General features: G+C 70.3%; 15 protein-coding genes. 9 read left to right on the forward strand and 6 right to left on the reverse strand.

Annotated elements, in window-relative coordinates; translation table 11 throughout:
- Positions 1–125 precede the first annotated feature (125 nt).
- On the forward strand, positions 126–5282 hold the full coding sequence (locus AC1D1A_RS09400) for a DNA glycosylase AlkZ-like family protein (RefSeq protein ID WP_476947605.1): 5157 nt from the start codon (positions 126–128) through the stop codon (positions 5280–5282).
- On the forward strand, positions 5275–6141 hold the full coding sequence (locus AC1D1A_RS09405) for a DNA-formamidopyrimidine glycosylase family protein (RefSeq protein ID WP_476874482.1): 867 nt from the start codon (positions 5275–5277) through the stop codon (positions 6139–6141). The genes AC1D1A_RS09400 and AC1D1A_RS09405 overlap by 8 nt, the downstream gene beginning before the upstream one ends.
- A gap of 29 nt (positions 6142–6170) precedes the next feature.
- Here AC1D1A_RS09405 and yczE read toward each other — a convergent pair whose 3' ends face one another.
- Positions 6171–6884 (reverse strand): membrane protein YczE, encoded by a 714-nt coding sequence (yczE, locus tag AC1D1A_RS09410; RefSeq protein WP_476857790.1) that lies wholly within the window; start codon positions 6882–6884, stop codon positions 6171–6173.
- 61 nt (positions 6885–6945) lie between these two features.
- Here yczE and yczR point away from each other — a divergent pair, with 61 nt between their 5' ends.
- On the forward strand, positions 6946–8511 hold the full coding sequence (yczR, locus tag AC1D1A_RS09415) for a MocR-like transcription factor YczR (RefSeq protein ID WP_476857791.1): 1566 nt from the start codon (positions 6946–6948) through the stop codon (positions 8509–8511).
- Positions 8512–8669: 158 nt separating this feature from the next.
- Here yczR and AC1D1A_RS09420 read toward each other — a convergent pair whose 3' ends face one another.
- Together AC1D1A_RS09420 and AC1D1A_RS09425 are read right to left on the reverse strand one after the other, a co-directional pair.
- On the reverse strand, positions 8670–9362 hold the full coding sequence (locus AC1D1A_RS09420; RefSeq protein ID WP_476888271.1) for an SRPBCC family protein: 693 nt from the start codon (positions 9360–9362) through the stop codon (positions 8670–8672).
- The gene (locus AC1D1A_RS09425) at positions 9355–10071 is read right to left on the reverse strand and encodes an ArsR/SmtB family transcription factor (RefSeq protein WP_476947606.1); all 717 of its coding nucleotides are present in this window, start codon (positions 10069–10071) and stop codon (positions 9355–9357) included. Before AC1D1A_RS09425 ends, AC1D1A_RS09420 begins: the two co-directional genes overlap by 8 nt.
- 676 nt (positions 10072–10747) lie before the next feature.
- On the opposite strand from AC1D1A_RS09425, the gene AC1D1A_RS09430 reads away from it, so the two are divergent.
- Together AC1D1A_RS09430 and AC1D1A_RS09435 are read left to right on the forward strand one after the other, a co-directional pair.
- The gene (locus AC1D1A_RS09430; protein ID WP_476947648.1) at positions 10748–11713 is read left to right on the forward strand and encodes an RluA family pseudouridine synthase; all 966 of its coding nucleotides are present in this window, start codon (positions 10748–10750) and stop codon (positions 11711–11713) included.
- A 27-nt stretch (positions 11714–11740) separates the two neighbouring features.
- Positions 11741–12376 carry a DedA family protein gene (locus AC1D1A_RS09435; protein ID WP_476850577.1) on the forward strand — a complete coding sequence of 212 codons (636 nt, stop codon included), beginning with the start codon at positions 11741–11743 and terminating at the stop codon, positions 12374–12376.
- Here the strand turns inward: AC1D1A_RS09435 and AC1D1A_RS09440 are convergent.
- The 3 genes from AC1D1A_RS09440 to AC1D1A_RS09450 all read right to left on the reverse strand — a co-directional run bounded on the left by AC1D1A_RS09440 (position 12373) and on the right by AC1D1A_RS09450 (position 16543).
- Entirely contained in the window at positions 12373–12678 is a 306-nt protein-coding gene (locus AC1D1A_RS09440) for a hypothetical protein (protein ID WP_476850576.1), read from the reverse strand. The two genes, AC1D1A_RS09435 and AC1D1A_RS09440, sit on opposite strands and share 4 nt — an antisense overlap.
- Before the next feature lie 131 nt (positions 12679–12809).
- Positions 12810–15623, reverse strand: a complete 2814-nt coding sequence (gene ppc, locus AC1D1A_RS09445) for a phosphoenolpyruvate carboxylase (protein ID WP_223914454.1) — start codon at positions 15621–15623, stop codon at positions 12810–12812.
- Positions 15624–15862: 239 nt separating this feature from the next.
- Positions 15863–16543: an NADPH-dependent F420 reductase gene (locus tag AC1D1A_RS09450; protein ID WP_028278076.1), complete on the reverse strand. Its 681-nt coding sequence runs from the start codon at positions 16541–16543 to the stop codon at positions 15863–15865.
- Between the two features lie 165 nt (positions 16544–16708).
- Between AC1D1A_RS09450 and AC1D1A_RS09455 the strand changes: the two genes are divergently transcribed.
- The 4 genes from AC1D1A_RS09455 (at position 16709) to AC1D1A_RS09470 (ending at position 19915) form a co-directional block, all read left to right on the forward strand.
- Positions 16709–17725, forward strand: coding sequence for an aldo/keto reductase (locus tag AC1D1A_RS09455; protein WP_476857861.1), 1017 nt, complete (start codon positions 16709–16711; stop codon positions 17723–17725).
- A complete protein-coding gene (locus AC1D1A_RS09460) occupies positions 17722–18315 on the forward strand; it encodes a TetR/AcrR family transcriptional regulator (RefSeq protein WP_476871000.1) in 594 nt (197 codons plus the stop codon). Before AC1D1A_RS09455 ends, AC1D1A_RS09460 begins: the two co-directional genes overlap by 4 nt.
- A gap of 100 nt (positions 18316–18415) precedes the next feature.
- Complete coding sequence (locus AC1D1A_RS09465) at positions 18416–19036, forward strand: TetR/AcrR family transcriptional regulator (protein WP_476857860.1); 621 nt, start codon at positions 18416–18418, stop codon at positions 19034–19036.
- Positions 19037–19054: 18 nt separating this feature from the next.
- A complete protein-coding gene (locus tag AC1D1A_RS09470) occupies positions 19055–19915 on the forward strand; it encodes a DUF1684 domain-containing protein (RefSeq protein ID WP_476860091.1) in 861 nt (286 codons plus the stop codon).
- The last annotated feature ends 21 nt before the right edge of the window (positions 19916–19936 follow it).

The raw sequence follows: 19936 nt of genomic DNA on the forward strand, positions 1-19936 counted from the left end.
CCCCGCGTCTCTGATCCAGCGCGTCTGCGCTCCCGCCCGTCCCGGGGCACCTGGCCCCCGCGGGACCCGCCGCCCCATGATGTTGCCCGGCCAATAGTGTCGGCGGGGTAGGGCATGATGGAGGAATGAAGGGGCAGGAGCTCGCCGGCGGCACACTCGCGGCCGACGCCATGGACCGGTTCAGCCGGCCGACCCGGGACTGGTTCCTGGGCGCTTTTTCCGCGCCCACACCGGCCCAGAACGGCGCATGGAATGCCATCTCCTCCGGTGCGCACGCCCTCGTCGTCGCACCCACCGGCTCCGGCAAGACGCTCGCCGCGTTCCTCTGGGCGCTGGACCGGTTGCTTGTCTCCGCGCCCGCAGAGCCCGAAGCCCTGCCCGGCCTGGACCCGGCGGTCAAGGGTGGGCGCCGGAAGCCTGCTCGAGGCAAGGCGCCCCAGCGCAAGACCCGCGTGCTGTACATATCCCCGCTCAAGGCTCTCGGCGTCGACGTCGAACGCAACCTCCGCGCGCCGCTGATCGGCATCACGCAGACCGCCAAACGCCTGGACCTGCCGGCCCCGCTCATTAGCGTGGGCGTCCGGTCCGGGGACACGACGGCGTCGGACCGCCGCTCGCTGCTCAGCCACCCGCCCGATATCCTCATCACCACCCCGGAATCGCTCTTCCTGATGCTGACGTCGAAGGCCCGCGAAACCCTCAGCGAAGTGGACACGATCATTGTCGACGAGGTCCACGCCGTCGCCGGCACCAAGCGCGGGGCGCATCTGGCAGTATCGCTGGAACGGCTGGACGCGCTGCTGCCCAAGCCCGCCCAGCGGATCGGGTTGTCGGCCACCGTGGAACCCAAGGAGCTGGTGGCGCAGTTCCTCGCCGGCTCGGCGCCGGTGGAAATTGTCGCCCCTCCGTCACGGAAGAACTGGGACCTGACTGTCTCCGTCCCGGTGGAGGACATGTCCGATCTCCAGGGCGCCGCCGGGGCCTTCGACTCCGGCCCGGCCTCCGGGCTGCAGCCCCAGGCCTCCATCTGGCCGCATGTGGAGGAAAAGATCGTGGACCTGGTGCTCGCCAACCAGTCCACCATCGTGTTTGCGAACTCCCGCCGCCTCGCCGAACGGCTGACCGCCCGGCTCAACGAGATCTACGCCGAACGCCAGCTCCTGGCAGCCGGCGGCGGCTGGACGGACTTTGGCGCCGGCGCCCCGGACTTCGAAGCCGGACCGAATGACGTGCCGAGTCCGGTGCCGTCCGGCGGCGTGGGCATGCCGTCCGGCGGCGCCCCCGCGCAGCCCACCTCCACCGCCACACCGGCCCACATGATGGCCCAGGCCGGGAGCACCGCCGGCGCCGATCCCGTGCTGGCCCGCGCCCACCACGGCTCCGTGTCCAAGGACCAGCGCGCCCTGATCGAAGATGACCTGAAATCCGGGCGGCTGCGCTGCGTCGTGGCCACGTCCTCACTCGAGCTCGGCATCGACATGGGTGCCGTGGACCTGGTGGTGCAGGTGGAGTCGCCGCCCTCCGTGGCCAGCGGCCTGCAGCGGGTGGGCCGCGCCGGCCACCAGGTCGGCGAAGTCTCCCAGGGCGTCCTGTTCCCGAAGCACCGGGCGGACCTGGTCCACACGGCCATCACCGTGGAGCGGATGCTCGCGGGCAAGATCGAGCGGCTGAGCGTACCGGCCAACCCGCTGGACATCCTGGCCCAGCAGACGGTCGCCGCCACGGCCCTCGGTGCCATCGACGTGGAGGACTGGTTCAACACGGTCCGACGGTCGGCGCCGTTCGCCTCGCTCCCCCGCTCCGCGTTCGAAGCCACCCTGGACCTTCTTGCCGGGCGCTACCCCTCGGACGAATTCGCCGAACTGCGCCCCCGGGTCATCTGGGACCGGAACGCTGGGACCATCGAGGGCAGGCCCGGCGCGCAGCGGCTCGCCGTCACTTCCGGCGGCACCATCCCGGACCGCGGGCTGTTCGGCGTCTACATCATTGGCACCGAAGTCGAGGGCACCGGCGGTAGCGGTTCCTCCGGCGGCGCCAGTGCGGACGGCAGGGCAGCCAGCCCGGCCGCCGCCGCGGCCAAGGGCGGGCGCCGGGTGGGCGAACTCGATGAGGAAATGGTCTATGAATCCCGGGTTGGCGACATCTTCGCGCTCGGCGCCACCAGCTGGAAGATCGAGGACATCACGCACGACCGTGTCCTGGTCTCGCCGGCGTTCGGCCAGCCCGGCAAGCTGCCCTTCTGGAAGGGCGACTCCCTGGGCCGGCCGGTGGACTTGGGCCGCGCCCTCGGCGCGTTTATGCGCGAACTGGCGGCGTCCGACGTCGGGCCGGCCACCGAGCGGTGCAAGGCCAGCGGACTGGACGATTACGCCGCGAACAACCTGATCCAGTACCTCGCCGAACAACGGCTCGCCACCGAGGTGGTCCCCAGCGACACGACCCTCGTGGTGGAACGCTTCCACGACGAGCTCGGCGACTGGCGCGTGGTGCTGCACAGCCCCTTCGGCATGCCCGTGCACGCACCGTGGGCCCTGGCCGTGGGCCAGCGCCTGCAGCAGCGCTACGGGATGGACGGCTCGGCCATGGCCGCCGACGACGGCATCGTGCTGCGCGTGCCCATGATGGAGGATGAGCCGCCGGGCGCCGAGTTGTTCCTGTTCGACCCGGAGGAAATCGAGCAGATCGTGACGGCGGAGGTCGGCGGGAGCGCCCTCTTCGCCTCCCGGTTCCGCGAGTGCGCGGCCCGCGCGTTGCTCCTGCCCCGGCAGAATCCCGGCAAGCGGCAGCCCTTGTGGCAGCAGCGGCAGCGTTCGGCGCAGCTGCTGGATGTTGCCCGGAAGTACCCGACGTTCCCGATTGTCCTCGAGACGGTCCGCGAGTGCCTGCAGGATGTCTACGACCTTCCGGCGCTGAAGGACATCGCCGCGTCGGTCGAGCGCCGCGAGCTCAGGATCGTCCAGACCACCACCCAGCAGCCCTCACCATTCGCGAAGTCCTTGCTCTTTGGCTACGTGGCCCAGTTCCTCTACGAAGGCGACTCCCCGCTGGCGGAGCGCCGGGCCGCCGCCCTGGCCCTCGATTCCACCCTGCTCAACGAGCTCATGGGCCGCGTGGAGCTGCGCGAACTGCTGGATGCGAAGGTCATCGAGGCCACCGAGCGCGAACTGCAGCGGCTGGCCCGCGACCGCCAGGTGCGCGGGCTGGAGGGCGTCGCGGACCTCCTGCGCCTCCTCGGTCCGCTCTCGCCGGACGAGGTCGCCGCCCGACTGGAGCCGGTGGCGGGCCCAGCCCAGGGAAGCGAGGCTGCCGGGACCGCCGGGACTGACCAGACCGGCCAGGGGGGCCTGCCTGTCGAAACCCCGGCAACCGAGGCCGACGCCGCCGCCCACCTCACCGCACTGCAGCGGGCCAACCGGGCGATCAAGGTCAACATCGGCGGCATCGAACGCTTCGCGGCCGTCGAGGATGCCGCCCGGCTCCGGGATGCCCTCGGCGTGCCGCTGCCCATGGGTGTGCCGCTGGCCTTCATCGAACCGGTCGCGGACCCCCTCGGCGACCTCGTCTCGCGCTACGCCCGCACGCACGGGCCCTTCACCGCCGCCGAGGCCGCGGCGCGGCTGGGACTGGGCGTCGCCGTCGTCGGCACGGCACTGAAGCGGCTGGCCGCGGACGGGCGCGTGGTGGAAGGAGAGTTCCGCCCGCACGCTGCGCCACCGGCGGGCACGTCGGGCAGCATGGCAGCCGGCGGTGAAGAATCCGGTGTGGAGGGATCCGGCGAGGAGGCATTCCAGCCCGCCGTTTTGCCCACTGTTTTGCCTCCCCTTTTGCCTCCGGCCAGCGTGAGCGAATGGTGCGACGCCGAGGTCCTCCGCAGGCTGCGCCGCCGTTCCCTTGCCGCGCTCCGCGCCGAAGTCGAACCGGTGGACGCCGCCGCCTACGGCCGATTCCTTCCCGCCTGGCAGAACGTGCGGACCCCGGGCGGCCGCGGGCAGTCCGCGCTCCGCGGCCTGGACGGCATCATCACGGCCATCGACCAGCTCTCCGGCGTGCCCATTCCGGCCTCGGCATGGGAGCCGCTTGTCCTGGCCAGCCGCGTCTCCAACTACCAGCCGGCCATGCTGGACGAGCTCATGGCCGCCGGCGAGGTCCTTTGGTCCGGTGCCGGCTCGCTGCCGGGCAACGACGGCTGGGTGAGCCTGCACCTCGCCGATTCGGCCGAACTGACGCTGAACCCGTCCATCGACTTCGAACCCGGCGACGCGCAGCGACGGCTCCTCGAGCACCTGCAGAACAACGGCGGCGGCTACTTCTTCCGGCAGCTGACCGAGGTTGCCGGCGGCATGGATTCGGTGCTCAGCGACCAGGACGTGGTGGCCGCACTCTGGGATCTCGCCTGGGCGGGCCGGATTACCGGCGACACGTTCGCTCCCGTCAGGGCCCTGATCGCCGGCGGCCACACCGCGCACCGGCAGGTGGGGCGCGCCCCGCGGGCCCGCGCGCCGCGGCTCAGCCGGCTCGGACGGGCGCACGGCACCGGCCTGCTCGGATCACCGGGACTCACCGGCGGCCGGTGCGGATCCGTGACCGGCACCGCGCCCGCTCCCCCGCTCGCTGCGGGACGCTGGTCCGCGCTGCCCTCCCCGGAGCTCGATCCCACCATCCATGCCCGGGCCACCGCGGAGCTGCTCCTGGACCGCTACGGCGTGGTCACCCGCGGCTCGGTCATGGCAGAAAACATCCTCGGCGGCTTCGGCCTCATGTACAAGGTCCTGGCCCGGCTCGAGGAAGCCGGACGCTGCCGCCGCGGCTACTTCATCGAACACCTCGGTGCGGCCCAGTTCGCCGTCCCCGCCACGGTGGACCGGCTGCGGTCCTACGTCGAAGACGCCGAACTGCACAAGGCCGAACCGGTGGCCCTGGCCCTCGCCGCGACCGACCCCGCCAACCCCTACGGCGCCGCGCTGCCGTGGCCCGCGCTCAACGTCGACGCCGGCACCGGCCACCGCCCGGGCCGGAAGGCCGGCGCCCTCGTGGTCCTGGTCAACGGCGCCCTGGCGCTTTATGTCGAGCGCGGCGGCAAGACCCTGCTCGCGTTCAGCGACGACCCCGACGTCCTGGCCGCGGCCGGCACGGCCCTGGTGGGTGTGGTGACCCGCGGCGCGGTGGACAAGCTGATCATGGAAAAGGTCAACGGCCACGGCATCCTGGACACCCCGGTGGCGGCTGCCCTCGCCCAGGCCGGGGCCTATTCCACGCCCAAGGGACTGAGGATCCGTGCCTGAGGGCGATTCGGTCTTCCGCGCCGCCGCACAGCTGCACGCAGCCCTGGCCGGGAAGGAACTGGTCTCCTCCGACTTCCGGGTCCCGCGCTTCGCCACCCTGAAACTCGGCGGCTGGACCGTGGCCGAGGTGGTGCCCCGCGGCAAGCACCTGCTGATGCGCGTCCAGGGCCCGACGTCCAGAGACCGGCTCACCATCCATTCGCACCTGAAGATGGAGGGCAGCTGGCAGGTCTACCCGCCCGGGGGCCGCTGGCGGAAGCCCGGCTTCACGGCCCGCTGCGTGCTGCGGACCGCCACGGCCGACGCCGTCGGGTTCTCCCTGGGCATCCTTGAGGTGGTCCGGACCGACCAGGAGGACACCATCGTGGGGCACCTCGGCCCGGACCTGCTGGGCCCGGACTGGGACGCGGCCGAGGCCGAACACCGGCTGCTCGCGGCTCCGGACGTTCCGATAGGCGTCGCCCTGCTGGACCAGAGCAAGCTCGCGGGGATCGGAAACATCTACCGGTGCGAGGCCTGCTTCCTCGCGGGAGTCCACCCGGCGTCGCCCGTCTCGGCAGTGCCTGATCTGGCCGCCATCATTACCGACGCCCAGGTCCTGCTCTCCGCCAACCTCGGGCCGGGCCGGCGGACCACCGTGCTGAACGCGCGGGGCGTGCCGGTGGGCCGCACCGCCGGGCGTCCCGGTTACTGGGTTTACCGGCGCGAGCACCAGCCGTGCCTCAAATGCGGCACTCCGATCCGCCGCGGCGTCCTGGGCAAGGAGAACGGCGCCGGCACTTTCACCGAGGAACGGGACATCTACTACTGCCCCACCTGCCAGCCCCTGCCGGGCCCCGGAAGAGAAGGCGCCGGCTGACGGGGCCCGCGGGAATTAACCCGCGGAAATCAATCGGCCGGCCCGCTGCCCGCCGCCACAGGGACTGCCGTCCCGGCAACGGCGGCTTCCGTTTCAGTTCCGGACGCTTCAGTTCCGGCCGTTTCAGTTCCGGACGCTTCAGTTCCTGCCGCAGGGACCGGACGCGCTTCCGGAACGGTGAACCGCGGCAGCAGCAACTGCACCAGGGGGCCAATGGCCAGCGCGTACAGCACCGTGCCCACACCGACCGAGCCGCCCAGCAGCCAGCCCGCGCCAAGGACCACCACTTCAATGCCGGTGCGGCAAACCCGGACCGGCCAGCCCGTCCGCCGGGCGAGGCCCGTCATGAGCCCGTCCCGTGCGCCCGGGCCCAGGCGGGCGCCGATGTAGCAGGCGGAGGCGACGCCGTTGAGCAGCACGGCCCCGACGAGCAGGCAGATCTGGCCGCCCAGATGCGAAAACTGTGGAATCAGGGCCAGCCCGATGTCCGCGAAGACCCCCACCAGCACCGCGTTGCACAGGGTTCCGACGCCGGGCCATTGCCGGAGCGGGATCCACAGCAGCAGCACCAGGAAGCTGACAACAACCACCACCGTGCCGAGGCTGAGCCCGGTCCTGGCCGCCAGCCCCTGGTGGAGCACGTCCCACGGCGCCGTGCCGAGGCTGGCGCGGATGACCATGGCGAGGGAAATGCCGTAAAGAGCGAGGCCGATGAGGAGCTGGAGGAGTCTGCGGGTCAACATGGTCTCCATCCTCCACGAAAACTGGCCTTGCAATCCATAGCCAGTTTGAAATACTGGCTCTATGTCCGTCTCTTTGACTCCGGGGTCGCTGGCCCGCCTGCTGGGCGAGTGGAACGTCGGTGCCGCCCCCGCTTACCGCGAGCTGGCCGACGTCGTCCGCCTGCTCATCCTCGACGGCCGCGTAGCCCTGGACGTCGCCCTGCCGAGCGAGCGCTCGCTGGCAGCGGCCCTTGGCATCAGCCGCACCACGGTGACGGCGGCCTACGCCCTGCTGCGAGAGCAGGGTTTCCTCAGCAGCGGCCAGGGCAGTCGGAGCCGGAGCTGCATCCCAAGCCAGGGGCCCTTGCATGCCGGCGGCCACGACGGAGCCCTGCGGCTAAGTGGCGCGCCCGGCCTGGCGGTGCCGGACGGGATCCTGGACCTGGCTTACGCCTCCCTGCCCGCGAGCGGCGAAGTGGTGCACCGGGCGTTTGCCGCGGCCCTGACCGAATTGCCGGCCCTGCTGCCTGGCTTCGGCTACGACGCCCTGGGCGTGGGCCCGCTCCGGGAAGCCATTGCGGCCCGGTACACCGCCGCCGGGGTCCCGACAACGGCCGCGCAGGTCCTGGTCACCTCCGGCGCCCAGCACGCGCTGAACATTGTGCTCCGCACATTGGCCGGGCGGTCCGGGACCAAGGTGCTGGTGGAGCATCCGAGCTACCCGAACGCCCTCGACGCGATCCGGGCTGCGGGCTGCCGACCGGTCCCGGTGGCCATGCCTGCCGCAACACCCGGCGGCACAGGCCATAACGGCGCAGTCCACGGCGGCCGTCTCCACAGCCCAGGCGGTAACGGCCTTGCCCACAACGGCGCAGGCGGCTGGGACCTCGAGGCCATGGAAACGGCGCTGCTCCAGCAGCGGCCCGCGATGGCATACGTGGTGCCGGACTTCCACAACCCCACCGGCCGGCTGATGCCCGATTCCCAGCGGCGCCGGCTCGTGAAGGCGGCCGCGGCGTCGGGCACTGTGCTGGTGGTGGACGAGACGCTGCGCGAGTTGAACCTCGACGGCGCCGCCTCGACCCCCATGGCCGCTTTCAGCCCGGCGGTGGTCTCCCTCGGTTCCCTCAGCAAGTCGCACTGGGCAGGGCTGCGCACCGGCTGGATCCGCGCCAGCGAGCCCCTCATTCAGCGTTTCGCCGCTGCCCGCACCACCCTGGACCTGGGCGGGCCGGTGGTGGAGCAGCTCGCCGGGGCGCATCTGGTCAATGCCATGACGGAGCCGCTCCCCGACAGGCTGGCCGCGCTGCGCGGGAACCGGCACAAACTGGTGGAACTGATTCGGGAGCACCTGCCCGGTTGGGAGCCCGAATGGCCCGTCGGCGGCCTGTCCGTCTGGTGCCGACTCCCGGCGCCGATCAGCACGGCACTGGCGGTGCTGGCCCCCGACGTCGGGATCCGGCTCGCCGCCGGCCCCCGGTTCGGCGTCGGCGGCGCGTTTGAGCAGTACTTGCGGTTGCCGTTCACGCTGCCACCGGAGCAGCTGGAGACGGCCGTGCTGGCATTGCGTTCGGCGCAGGACCGGCTGGAGGCCTCCCCGCAGCTGCGGCGCAACCTGTCGTCCCCGCCGGCCGCGGCCATCGCCTGAACCGAGTCGCGCACAGGCCCGTCCCGCGACGCCCTTTCTTTCCCGCGCCTCGAGGTCGCCGGAAACGTCCGAAGTCGCCGGACCATTCCGGCGACTTCGGCCCGTTCCGGCGAACTCGAACGTTCAGGGCATCGCCAGGCAGGATGCGCGTCGCGGGATCAGGCGTAGACCTTCGTCAGGAACCCGGCCCAGGCCTTCGCCGTCGCCCCGGCGTCCCCGCTGCCGCTGAAGTCGTGCACGGTCATGCCCACCGGCGCGCCGAAGGCGTTGCGCCCGAAGAAGCGGTACATCGTGTCCGCGGTCCGCAGGCCGAGGAAGTTCTCGTTGGCGAAGTCCACTTCGCCGGCCAGCGGCCCGACGCCGTCGAGCTCCAGTTCCACCGTCTCCCCCGGAGCGGCAGTGTCGACGCCCAGGGCCCGCTTGAGCCGGTCGAAGCCGTCCGGGGTCTGCGAAGCCGCGGGTGCCTGGATGTCCGCGAAGACCACGGGCTTGCCGTCGAAGTACTTCAGGTACTGGCCCAGGGTGTGCAGATAGAACGCCGTGTGCTTGCTGGCGCCGTCGTACTGCTCATCCCAGTTGTCCGCAAAGATGCCGCTGTGCACATAGTGCAGCCGTGCCCGGCCACCGTCGAGCGCTTCCAGGACGTGCTCCAGCTGGTTGAACCAGCCATCCGGACCGTCCATCCGGGACACCAGACGGGTGGGGTATTCGTCCACGGTCCGGACCGCCGGCCATTGGTCCGTGGGGAACATCCAGGCCGGGGTGTCCTTGGTGACGGCCTCCCACACCCGTTCCGGGGTACCGGGCAGTTCAGTGTCGTAGACGATTTCGAATTTCCGTTGGTCAGTCATTGTCCTGCTCCTTGGCTTGTGGGGTTGTTTGTGGGGTAGCTGTTGGTGGGTCTGAGTGCGCTGCCTTCGGCTGCGGCGCCTTGAGCGCCGGGTGCAGCGCGACGACCAGCCGGTGCTTGCGTCCCTCCGGCCGGCGACCTGCCTGGGAACCTGCCTGCTGATCTGCCGCGGAACCTGAGGGGAGGTCACCGCCGTCGTGGTATTTGTCCACGAGCCTGGTCACGGCGACGCCGAGCTCCTCGGCGAAGGCCGCCCGGTCCGCCGCCGAACGGAAGGTAATCTCGCCGTCGATGGCAAAGGTGGCGAGTTTCTGCCGGGCCGCGGACGCCCCGGCGATCAGCTGCCCCATCTCCTGGACCATGCGGGCAGCGAGTGCCAGCAGCCAGAAGGCGGAAAAGCGGTCCGAGAACCGGTGCGGGTCCGGCGCCACCGAGGCCAGCGCCGCCGGCGAAATCAGGTACGACGCCGCCGTCGCCCGCAGAATGCGTTCGGTCACGTTGCCGCGCCGCCGCTCCTCGACGAGCTCGACGAGCCCATGCCGCTCGAGCGCTTTGAGGTGGTAGTTCACCTTCTGCCGCGGCAGGCCCACCTTCGCGGCGAGCTGCGTCGCAGATCCGGGCTCGGCCAGTTCGCGCAGGATCCGCGTCCGGATCGGGTCCAGCGAGGCCTCGGCCGCGGCCGGATCCTCAATCACTCCGATGTCCAACATGCTTCCAGTCTGCCCGCCGACAATTTTAATTGTCAAGAACTTTTTTCTCGTCGGCGCTCGTGTGCGGGCGGCGGCGCATGGCGACGTCGCCGGAAGCCTACGAGGTCGCCGGATGTTTCCGGCGACCTGACACGGGTCCAGCGAACTGAAGCTCAGGGCGGCCGGCGGGAGAGGACGGCGGGTAGGCGAGGGACATGGACGCGGCAGCGCGCAGGGCGTGACGGGCACAGGGCGGCGGCGCATCGCGAGTTCGCCGGAAGCGTCCGAGGTCGCCGGACCTTTCCAGCGACCTGGCACGGGTCCGGCGAACTGGAGCACGGGCCCCGCGGCGGGAGAGGACTGCGGGCGGGAGAGGACTGCGGGTAGGCGAGGGACATGGACACGGCAGCGCGCGGGGCGTGACGGGCACAGCTCGGCTGCGCACCGCGAGTTCGCCGGAAGCGTACGAGGTCGCCGTATGTTTCCGGCGACCTCGAAGGTATCCGGCGAACTGGAACTCGCGGGGCGGCGCAGGCCCGGTCGCGGCGGCGGGGCTCGGACGAACTGGGGCCGGCCCGGGCGGGGCTGGGCTGCGGTACGGGGCCGGGGCACAGGGCCGCGGGGGCGGGATCGCGGCGGCGGTCGCGGCAGCACTGCGCAGGGGCGCTGGAGGCCGGGCCCGTAGAATGGTCGGGTGATGCAATCCCCCCTTCCCGTGCGCGACGGCGTCAACGCGACGCGTCTGCGCCTGCCGGACGAGGGTCCCTGGGAGACCGCGCTGGACTACATGATGCACCGCTGGGGGCACATCGATCCGCAGGGCATCGAGGACCGGTTCGACGCCGGCGAGATCGTCGGCGAGGCAGGGATCGCCCTGGACCGCACCACGCCGATGCAGGACCACACGTTCATCTGGTACTACCGGACCCTGCCGCCGGAGACCCGGATCCCGGTGGAGCTGAACATTCTGCACCAGGACGATCACCTGCTGGTGGTGGACAAGCCGCACTTCCTGCCCACCACCCCCGGCGGGACCTACATCCAGGAATCGGCCTTGGTTCGGCTCCGGAACCAGCTCGGCCTCCCGGACCTGATTCCCATGCACCGTCTGGACCGCATGACCGCCGGCATCCTGCTGCTCTCCACGAACCCCGAGACCCGGGGCAAATACCAGGTGCTCTTCGAAAAGCGCCAGGTCCAGAAGGAATACGAGTGTGTGTCCGCCGCGGAGCCCGCTCCGGGCCATCCCCCGGTGGACTTCCCTGTGGTGGTGCGGAACCGGATGACCAAGTCCCGCAGCTACCTGCTGGCCGAGGTCGTCGACGGCGAACCCAACGCGGAAACCCGGATCGAGCGTCTGCGCACGTTTGACGCTTCCGGCGCACCCGACGGTGACGCACCCGACGTCGACGGCGGCCCGCACCGCCGCGCGCTGTACCGGCTGGAGCCGCACTCCGGTAAGACCCACCAGCTCCGCGTGCACATGGCCTCACTGGGCCTCGGGATCGTCAACGATGCGTTCTACCCGGAACTGCTGGACAAGGCTCCGGACAATTACGCCAAGCCGCTGCAGCTCCTGGCCCGCGGGATCCGCTTCGTGGACCCCATCTCCGGCAGCCCGGTGGAATACCGCAGCAGACTGGAACTCAGCGAGGCCCGCTAGCGGCTGGAAGTGCGGTACCTTGTGCCCATGGACTTCGGAAATGCGGACAGCTGGGGCGCCGCGATCTATTTCTGGATCTTCCCCTTCGTGATCGGCGATGCGATTTTCCCGCCCGTCCCCTCGGAAATGCTGGTCATCACCGGCGGCGCGCTGTCAGCCGAGGGCCGCATCAACGGCTTCCTCGTCGTGCTCCTCGCCGCCGCGTCCTCATGGCTGGGTGACCTTCTCGTCTTCCAGCTGTTCAAGCGCCGGCTGAGCCACGTGCTCGACCGCTGGAAATGGGGCCTGGGGTTCCACGCGGCGGTGCATTCGGCGATCGCGAAAGCCGGCCGGTCCTCCACCTACGGCGCGATCATCGGCCTCCGCTTCATCCCCGGCGGGCGGCTGGCCACGACGGCCGCGGCGGGCATCGCCAACGTCTCCACCCGCGGGTTCAGCCTCTGCGCGGCCCTCGGCGGCCTGCTCTGGGCAACCTGGTCCGTGGCACTGGGCTATTTCATGGGCTCCGCCACCGGGCTGCCCTTCTGGGCGAGCTCCCTGATCGGCGTCGGCGTCGGGCTGCTGGTCGGAGCGGTCGTGGGCGTGATCGTGACGCGGCGCCGGGGCAACCCCTCCCCCGTGGAGTCCGCCGTGATCGACCCGGACGAGGAACTGGACTTTTAGACGGGCGCCCAGCGGCCGCGGCTGCGGCGCAGCACGGTCAGCGCGCCGGTGAGCGCAACGCGTTCGACGGCGTCGCGCATCATGGCTGCCGACTCCAGCGCCTGGCTGTTTTCGGCGCTGTAGGCGGTGGCCTCGACCAGGAAGCGCAGGTTCAGCTGCGGTACGCCGCCGGCGAGCTCAAGCTGGTGCGATTCGACGTGGTGCCGCGTCCCAAGCGCCTCGATGGCCGCGGCCATGACGGTTTCGGGAGCGGTGCCCGGCTTGAGCCCGGTGATCTTCAGTCTGGTCTGGAACGACGGCATGGAACAACCCTAGCCGCGCCGCCACGCTCCCTCACCTTCCGCACCCAAAACCCCAACGCTCCCTCACCGGGAGAGGGAGCGTCCGGGGAATAACCGCAGGATCTGAGGGAGCGTCTGGGCCGAGGTGCAGGCTACCCGGTGTTGCGCAGCCCGGCGGCGACTCCGTTGACCGTGATCAGCATGGCCCGCTGGAGCCGTTCGTCGATCTCGGCCCCGGTCATGCCCGCCGCGGCCTCGGCCCGGACGCGGCGCAGCAGTTCCACCTGCAGGTAGCTGATGGGGTCGAGGTACTGGTCCCGGATCTCGAGGGAGCGCTTCAGGGTGGGCTGGGCATCGAGGATCACGTGCTCGCCGGTGAGGTTCTGGATCTCCTCGACCGTGAGATCATATTCGGCCCGGATGGCACGGAACAGGTGGTGCAGTTCCGCCGGCACCAGGGTGGAGACGTAGTAGCCGGCAATGTCCATGTCCGTCTTCGCCAGGGTCATCTCAACATTGGAGAGCACCGAGCGGAAGAAGTGCCAGCCCTCGATCATCTCCTTGAGCTGGGCCGAGTTACCGGCCTCGCGCGCGGCTTTGAGGCCGGAGCCCACGCCGAACCAGCCCGGAACGATCTGCCGCGACTGTGTCCAGCCGAACACCCATGGGATGGCGCGGAGCCCTTCGAGCCCGGCGCCGGAGTCGGGGCGCTTGGACGGACGCGACCCGATGTTGAGGGAACCCAACTGCTCCACCGGGGTGGAAGCCATGAAGTAGGCGGGCAGATCCGGGTCATCAATCAGCGTGCGGTAGCGCGCAAACGCGGCGTCGGAGACGGTTTCCATGACGTGGCCGTAGCGCACGCGCTGGTCCTCCGAGGTGCGCGGGGTGCGGTGCAGGGCCGAGCCCTGCAGCACCGCGGCCAGGGAGAGTTCGAGGTTTTCCCGGGCCAGCTCCGGCAGGGAGTACTTGTCCGAGATAACCTCGCCCTGCTCGGTGAACTTGATCTCGCCCTCGAGCACGCCGTTGGGCTGGGCCATGATGGCATCGTAGGTCGGCCCGCCGCCGCGGCCCACAGAGCCGCCGCGGCCGTGGAAAAGGCGCACGCGGACGCCGTGCTTGGCGGCCACGTCGCGGAGCTTGCGCTGGGTCTTGTAGATTTCCCACTGGCTCGTCATGACGCCGGATTCCTTGTTGGAGTCCGAGTAGCCGAGCATGATTTCCTGCACGTCGCCACGGAGCCGGACGAGCTCGCGGTAGGAGGCATCGGAGAGCAGCCGGTCCACGATCTCGGCCGAGGCGCGGAGTTCGTCGACTGTCTCCAGCAGCGGCGCGAAGCCGATCTTGGCGTAGGGCGCCTCGCCGAACAGGCTGACCAGGCCGGCCTCGCGGGCCAGCACGGCCGCGGCCAGGACGTCGTCCGCGCCGCGGGTCATGGAGATGATGTAGGTCTCGATCACGTCGGGGCCGTAGGTGCGCAGGGCCCGCCGGATCTCCCGGAAGACGTCGTATGTGCCGTCGGCGACGCCGTCGAGCTTGATCGGGTGGCCGGAGAGCGGACGCCGGGACGCAAGTTCGGAGCCCAGCACCTCGAGCCGCTCGGCGCGGCTGAGTTCCGCGTACCGGACACCGGGCCCGCCAAGGCGGTCCATGAGCTGCCCGACGGCGTCGTGGTGGTGGTCGGCGTGCTCGCGGATGTCGAGGGTGGCCAGGTGCAGGCCGAAGGAGGCGATGGCGCGGCGGACCCGGGACAGGGCGCCGTCGGCGGCGAGGGCCGCGTGGTGGTTCCGCAGCGACCGTTCGAGCAGGCCGAGCTCGGCGAGGAGCTCCGCGGTGGCGGTGTAGTCGCGGCCGGGCTCGTGCGCGGATCCGGCCGCGACCCGGCGGCCGGTGTTGATCAGCTTGGCCTTGATGCAGGTGAGTTTGAGCCGGTAGGGCTCCTGAGCGTTCAGCTCGAGGACGCGGCGGTCCAGGCCAGGCAGGTTCCCCAGGTCGACGTCGATCGAGTCCAGGAGCTCCTGGTCCGCCCCGGCCAGCGCGGTCGAGTTGGACAGGATGGAGATGAGCCCGTCGATCAGGCCGATGCTGATCCGCACGGCGTGCTGGTTCTGGATCTGGAGGATTTCGCGGGTGACGGCGGCGGTGACGTTGGGGTTGCCGTCGCGGTCCCCGCCGATCCAGGAGCCGAAGCGGATCGGGGCCTTCTGTGGCGGCAGCGTGACGCCGTGCTCGGCAAGCAACTCGGAGAGGTCCGAGAGCATTTCCGGCATGGCGTCGCTAAGGATGCCGGTGAGGTAATAGATGGCGTTCCGGGCCTCGTCCACGGGGGTGGGGCGGACCTGGCGGAGCTCGTCCGTCTGCCACATCTGGTCGATCACTTCGGACAGGTGGCGGTCCTGGCGGCGGCGCGCGGAGGTGCCCTCCGCCGTGGATTCGGACAGGATGTCCGAGAGCCGGCGGATTTTGTCCAGCACGGAGCGGCGGGAGGCCTCGGTGGGGTGTGCGGTGAAGATGGGGCGGACGTCGAGTTCGTTGACGACTTCCTGCAGCACGGAGTTGCCGGCCTGGTCCGCGATCTCCTCCACGGCTTTGGCGAGCCAGCCGTCCTTCTCCTGCCGGGTGCGCAGCCCGCGGACCCGGTGGACCTGCTCGGCGGCGTTCGCCAGGTGGAAGTAGAACGCGAAGGCGCGGACCAGGTCGGTGGCCTGCTCCAGCGGCAGGGAACCGAGCAGTTCGCGGACCTGGGCGACGACGTCGTACGAGCTCCACGGCCCTGTAGCGTCGGCGCCGCCGCGGGCGGCTTCCTTGGATTCCTTGGTCAGCAGGCGCACCTGCTCCACCAGGTCCAGGAGCTCGGGGCCGTGCTGGCGGACCAGGGATTCGCCGAGGAGGGTGGAGACCCGGCGGACATCAGCCCGGAGTTCGGCGGCAAGATCGGTGTCGGAATGCATTGCAGTGTCAGCCATGGAAACTATCTTTCGAGGGGTCGACTTGGCTCGTACACTGCGCTGGATACTGTGAGCCCGATTACTTCTTCCCATGGGATGTTACCCGCAGGCACTCCCTGCTGGAATTCCGTCTCAGATAGTGTCAGGCCCCGCCGCGCCGCGCCGACGCCCCTCCCCCGGGACCCCAACCAGTTCGCAGCAGGGGCCGTTCTGAGCGCCCAGAACGGCCCCTGCTGCGGGCTTGGCGGGTGAAGGGGTTAGCGCGCGATCTTGAAGTTGAACTCGCCGGTTCCCAGCGCGCCCCAGATCCGCAGCCAGATCGGCAGGATCATTTCCGCCCCGCGGGCACTCGTGATGTCGCCGAGATCGATCACGTCGCGGTGGCCGAAGCCCTTGAGGAGTTCCGTCACGGCCGCCTTGGCGCCGGCGTCGTCCCCGGAGACGAACACCGTGTGGTCACCGCCGGCCACCCGTGCCGGATCGACCATCACGGACGCGGTCATGGTGTTCAGCGTCTTCACCACCTTGGCCTCCGGGAAGGACCGCTGGATCTCTTCGCCGAGGCTGTCCGTGTTCACCGGGTTCAGCGACGGCGGCATGCCCTGCGAGAAGTCCAGCGGGTTGGCGATGTCCATGATGATCTTGCCGGCGAGGTTCGGGGTCCCCGCTGCGGCCAGCGCGGCCAGCGAGCCGGCACCGTTGGTGGCATTGACGATCAGCTCGGCGCCGGATGCCGCGTCAGCAAAGGCGGCGACGTCGACTCCGGCGTTTGCGGCGTGCCACTCGGCGAACGGCGCGGTGCCCATCATGTCCGGCTCGGTCCGGGCGAGCGTCGCCTGCGGGTCGCGGGTGCCGATCACGACGTCGTGCCCCAGCCCTGCCAGTGCGCCGGCAATTGTGCGCCCCACCATGCCGGTTCCCAGTACTGCAATCTTCATGGCGTCCTCATTCTGAAGTCGTGGAGTAGACAGGTTCGTCTACGTGTGGGCATGACGCTATCAGACAGACCTGTCTACGGCAATAAGCGCATGCCGAGGCCCCGTCCACCCCATCTCAGCTGACAAAGATTGAAATCTGTCAGCTGATTGTTGTATGGTCATCGCATGACAACTTCTACTCTCGGCACCCCCCGCACCCTGGGCTCCACCGGCCCCAGCACCGCCGCCATCGGCCTCGGCCTGATGGGCATGTCCGATCTTTACGGCCCCGCCGACGACGCCGAGAGCGTCGCCACGATCCAGGCCGCCCTCGACGCCGGCGTGACCCTGCTGGACACCGGCGACTTCTACGGCATGGGCCACAACGAAATGCTGCTGCGCGAGGCGATCCGCGGCCGCCGGCGCGAGAGCGCCCAGATCAGCGTGAAGTTCGGCGTCCTGCGCGATGCCCGGGGCGGATGGAACGGCGTGGACACCCGTCCGGTGGCCATCAAGAACTTCCTGGCCTACACCCTCCGGCGCCTCGGCACCGACTACGTGGACATCTACCGGCCGGCCCGCCTGGATCCGTCCGTTCCGGTGGAAGAGACCGTGGGAGCACTGGCCGAGCTCGTGCAGCAGGGCCTGATCCGCCACATCGGCCTCTCGGAGGTCGGCGCCGACACCCTGCGCCGCGCCAACGCCGTCCACCCGGTCTCGGACCTCCAGATCGAGTACTCCCTCCTCTCCCGTGGCATCGAGCAGGACATCCTGCCGGTGGCCCGGGAGCTGGGCATCGGCATCACGGCATACGGCGTGCTGTCCCGCGGCCTGGTGTCCGGCCACTGGCCGGCCGCCGGAACTGGGAACCGGCGCGACTTCCGGGCCCACCTGCCCCGGTTCTCCGGCGAGAACCTGCAGCGGAACCTCGAGCTCGTCGAACGGCTCCGCGAAATCGCGGACCGCAAGGGCGCGACCGTCGCCCAGCTCGCCATCGCCTGGGTCCTCTCCCGCGGCGAGGACATCGTGCCCCTCGTCGGCGCGCGCCGCCGCGAGCGGCTCACCGAATCGCTGGGAGCAGCCGAACTGGTCCTCTCCGGCGCGGACCTCGCGGAGATCGAGGCCGCCGTCCCGGCCGACGCCGCCGCGGGCACCCGCTACGACGCAGGCCAGATGGCCATGCTCGACAGCGAACGCCGGTGACCCCTGCCGCCGTCGTCCTGACGGAAGAGCGCATCCTCGACGCCGCGGAAGACGTGCTGCGGCGCTTTGGGCCGGCCAAGGCCACGGTGGTTGACGTCGCGAAGGCCCTGGGCGTCAGCCACGGCAGCGTGTACCGGCACTTCCCCACGAAGGTGGCGCTGCGGGACGCGGTGGCCCGGCGCTGGCTGGACCGCCTCGCGGAGCCGCTGGATCCCGCCCGCGATACGGACGGCCCTGCCGCGAAACGCCTGCTCCGCTGGCTCGAACGCCTCGCGGCCATCAAGCAGGGCATGGCGCTGAACGATCCGGAGCTGTTTGCCACGTTCGGCCAGCTGACCGCCGAGGCGCGGGAAGTGGTGGCGGCCCACGTTGACCACCTGGCCGCAGCGCTCACCGAGATCATTGCCGACGGCGTCAGCAGCGGCGAATTCGCCGTCCCGGATCCGGTGCCGGCCGGCCGCGCCGTCCTGCACGCCACGGCGCGGTTCCACCACCCGCTGCACGCTTCGGAATGGTCGGACCCCGCCATCGGGGCCGAGCTGCGCGAGGTCTGGCGGCTGCTCGTGCGGGGTCTGGCCGCCCGCCCGTAGCCGCCGGATCAGGCGGGGGCGGGCCGGCGGTACGTCATTGACGAGGTTCAACGCGAATGACATTGCGGCGTAGACAGACTTGTCTGTGTACGATTGAGCCATGACCTCGCCAGCAGCCACTGCCGCCCCGGCTGCCCGCACCCCCGCCGGGCATGCCAGGGAGAAGATCCTGGCCACTGCCTTCCGGCTCTTCTACGCGCAGGGTTTCCGGGCCGCCGGCATCGACACCATCATCGCCGAGTCCGGCGTCGCGAAAGCCACGTTCTATAAGTACTTTCCGGCCAAGGACGACCTCATGCTGGCCTACCTGGAGAAGGTGGACAGCGTCTGGACCGGGCAGCTGCACGCCGCCGCCGAGGCCGCCGGCGAGGACCCGGCCGCGCAGCTCGTGGGCCTGTTCGATGCCCTGACAGCCGCCTGCCGGCGCGACGGCTACCGCGGCTGCGCCTTCATCAACGCGGCCGCCGAGTCGGCCGCCGGCACCCGCGTCCACGACCGGACCGTGGCCCACAAGCGGCAGATCCGCGCCTGGATCCGGGACCTCGCCGCGCGCGCGGGCGCCCGGGACCCGGACCAGCTCGCCCGCAGCCTGACACTGGTACTCGACGGCGGCCTGGCAAGCGGGGTGCTCGACGGCGACCCGGCCGCGGCCGCCGCAGCCGGAACTACTGCCGCCCAGCTCGTTGCGGCCAGCCTTAACACCCCACCCGCCACCAGCTGAAACCCCTTGGAGGTGCCCATGACCGCCCCTGAACCCGGGACTGGCTCGAAGCCCACGCCTGATGCAGTGCAGAACCCGCAGCTGGCCCGCTGGCAACGCTTCCGGAACAGCCGCAACACGGCCCTCGCCAGCGAGCACGGCTGGCTCACGCTGACCTCCTTCCAGTGGCTGGAAGGCGAGCCGGCCGCCGTCGAGCTCGCCCCCGGCCTCTGGTCCACGGACGGCACCGCGGCGTTCCTCACGGCCGTCGCGTCCGACGGTCTGACCCTCGTCGAAACCGGCGAACCCGTGGACGGGACCATCAGCGCCGTGCTCGCCGACGAGGAATCACTGATGTGGGTCCGGTACGGCGGCGACGACGGCCGCCAGGTGGTGGTGGAGCTCGCCATGCGGGCGGACAAGTACGCCATCCGCACCCGCGACTCCCAGTCGCCGGTGTTCACGGAGTTCGATGGCGTGCCCACCTTCGGCTTCCGCCCGGACCTGGTCATCGAGGCCCGGTTCGTGCCCTACCCCGAGCCTGTGGATGTCCCGATCGGCACGGCCAACCCGCTCGTGGACGGGGTCCACCGCTCGGTCGGCGAGCTGGTCTTCCGGCTTCCCGGCGCGGACCACGAGATCCACCTGCAGGCCGAGGAGGAGAAGCTCGGTGCCCTGACGGTGACGTTCCACGACGAGACCAATGGGGAAAGTACGGACGAGTGGCGGAAGGTGTCCACCGCAAAACCCCGCCCGGACAATACCGTGATCCTGGACTTCAACCGGGCCATCAACTACCCCAGCGCCTTCACCCCGTACGGCACCTGCCCCATGCCGGTGCGGAACAACAGCCTTGATGTGAAGATCGAGGCCGGCGAGAAGGAACCCGGCCTCTTCTAAAACGGTCTAAACGGTCAAAGC

Source organism: Arthrobacter sp. P1_B9 (assembly GCF_056406495.1).

Bases quoted from the DNA above. Each gene is read 5' to 3' on its own strand.
- AC1D1A_RS09450 (WP_028278076.1), bottom strand. From the start codon at position 16,543: ATGAAGATTGCAGTACTGGGAACCGGCATGGTGGGGCGCACAATTGCC.
- AC1D1A_RS09400 (WP_476947605.1), top strand. From the start codon at position 126: ATGAAGGGGCAGGAGCTCGCCGGCGGCACACTCGCGGCCGACGCCATG.
- ppc (WP_223914454.1), bottom strand. From the start codon at position 15,623: ATGGCTGACACTGCAATGCATTCCGACACCGATCTTGCCGCCGAACTC.
- AC1D1A_RS09470 (WP_476860091.1), top strand. From the start codon at position 19,055: ATGACCGCCCCTGAACCCGGGACTGGCTCGAAGCCCACGCCTGATGCA.
- AC1D1A_RS09430 (WP_476947648.1), top strand. From the start codon at position 10,748: ATGCAATCCCCCCTTCCCGTGCGCGACGGCGTCAACGCGACGCGTCTG.
- AC1D1A_RS09420 (WP_476888271.1), bottom strand. From the start codon at position 9,362: ATGACTGACCAACGGAAATTCGAAATCGTCTACGACACTGAACTGCCC.
- AC1D1A_RS09435 (WP_476850577.1), top strand. From the start codon at position 11,741: ATGGACTTCGGAAATGCGGACAGCTGGGGCGCCGCGATCTATTTCTGG.
- AC1D1A_RS09440 (WP_476850576.1), bottom strand. From the start codon at position 12,678: ATGCCGTCGTTCCAGACCAGACTGAAGATCACCGGGCTCAAGCCGGGC.
- yczR (WP_476857791.1), top strand. From the start codon at position 6,946: ATGTCCGTCTCTTTGACTCCGGGGTCGCTGGCCCGCCTGCTGGGCGAG.
- AC1D1A_RS09455 (WP_476857861.1), top strand. From the start codon at position 16,709: ATGACAACTTCTACTCTCGGCACCCCCCGCACCCTGGGCTCCACCGGC.
- AC1D1A_RS09425 (WP_476947606.1), bottom strand. From the start codon at position 10,071: ATGTTGGACATCGGAGTGATTGAGGATCCGGCCGCGGCCGAGGCCTCG.
- AC1D1A_RS09465 (WP_476857860.1), top strand. From the start codon at position 18,416: ATGACCTCGCCAGCAGCCACTGCCGCCCCGGCTGCCCGCACCCCCGCC.
- yczE (WP_476857790.1), bottom strand. From the start codon at position 6,884: ATGTTGACCCGCAGACTCCTCCAGCTCCTCATCGGCCTCGCTCTTTAC.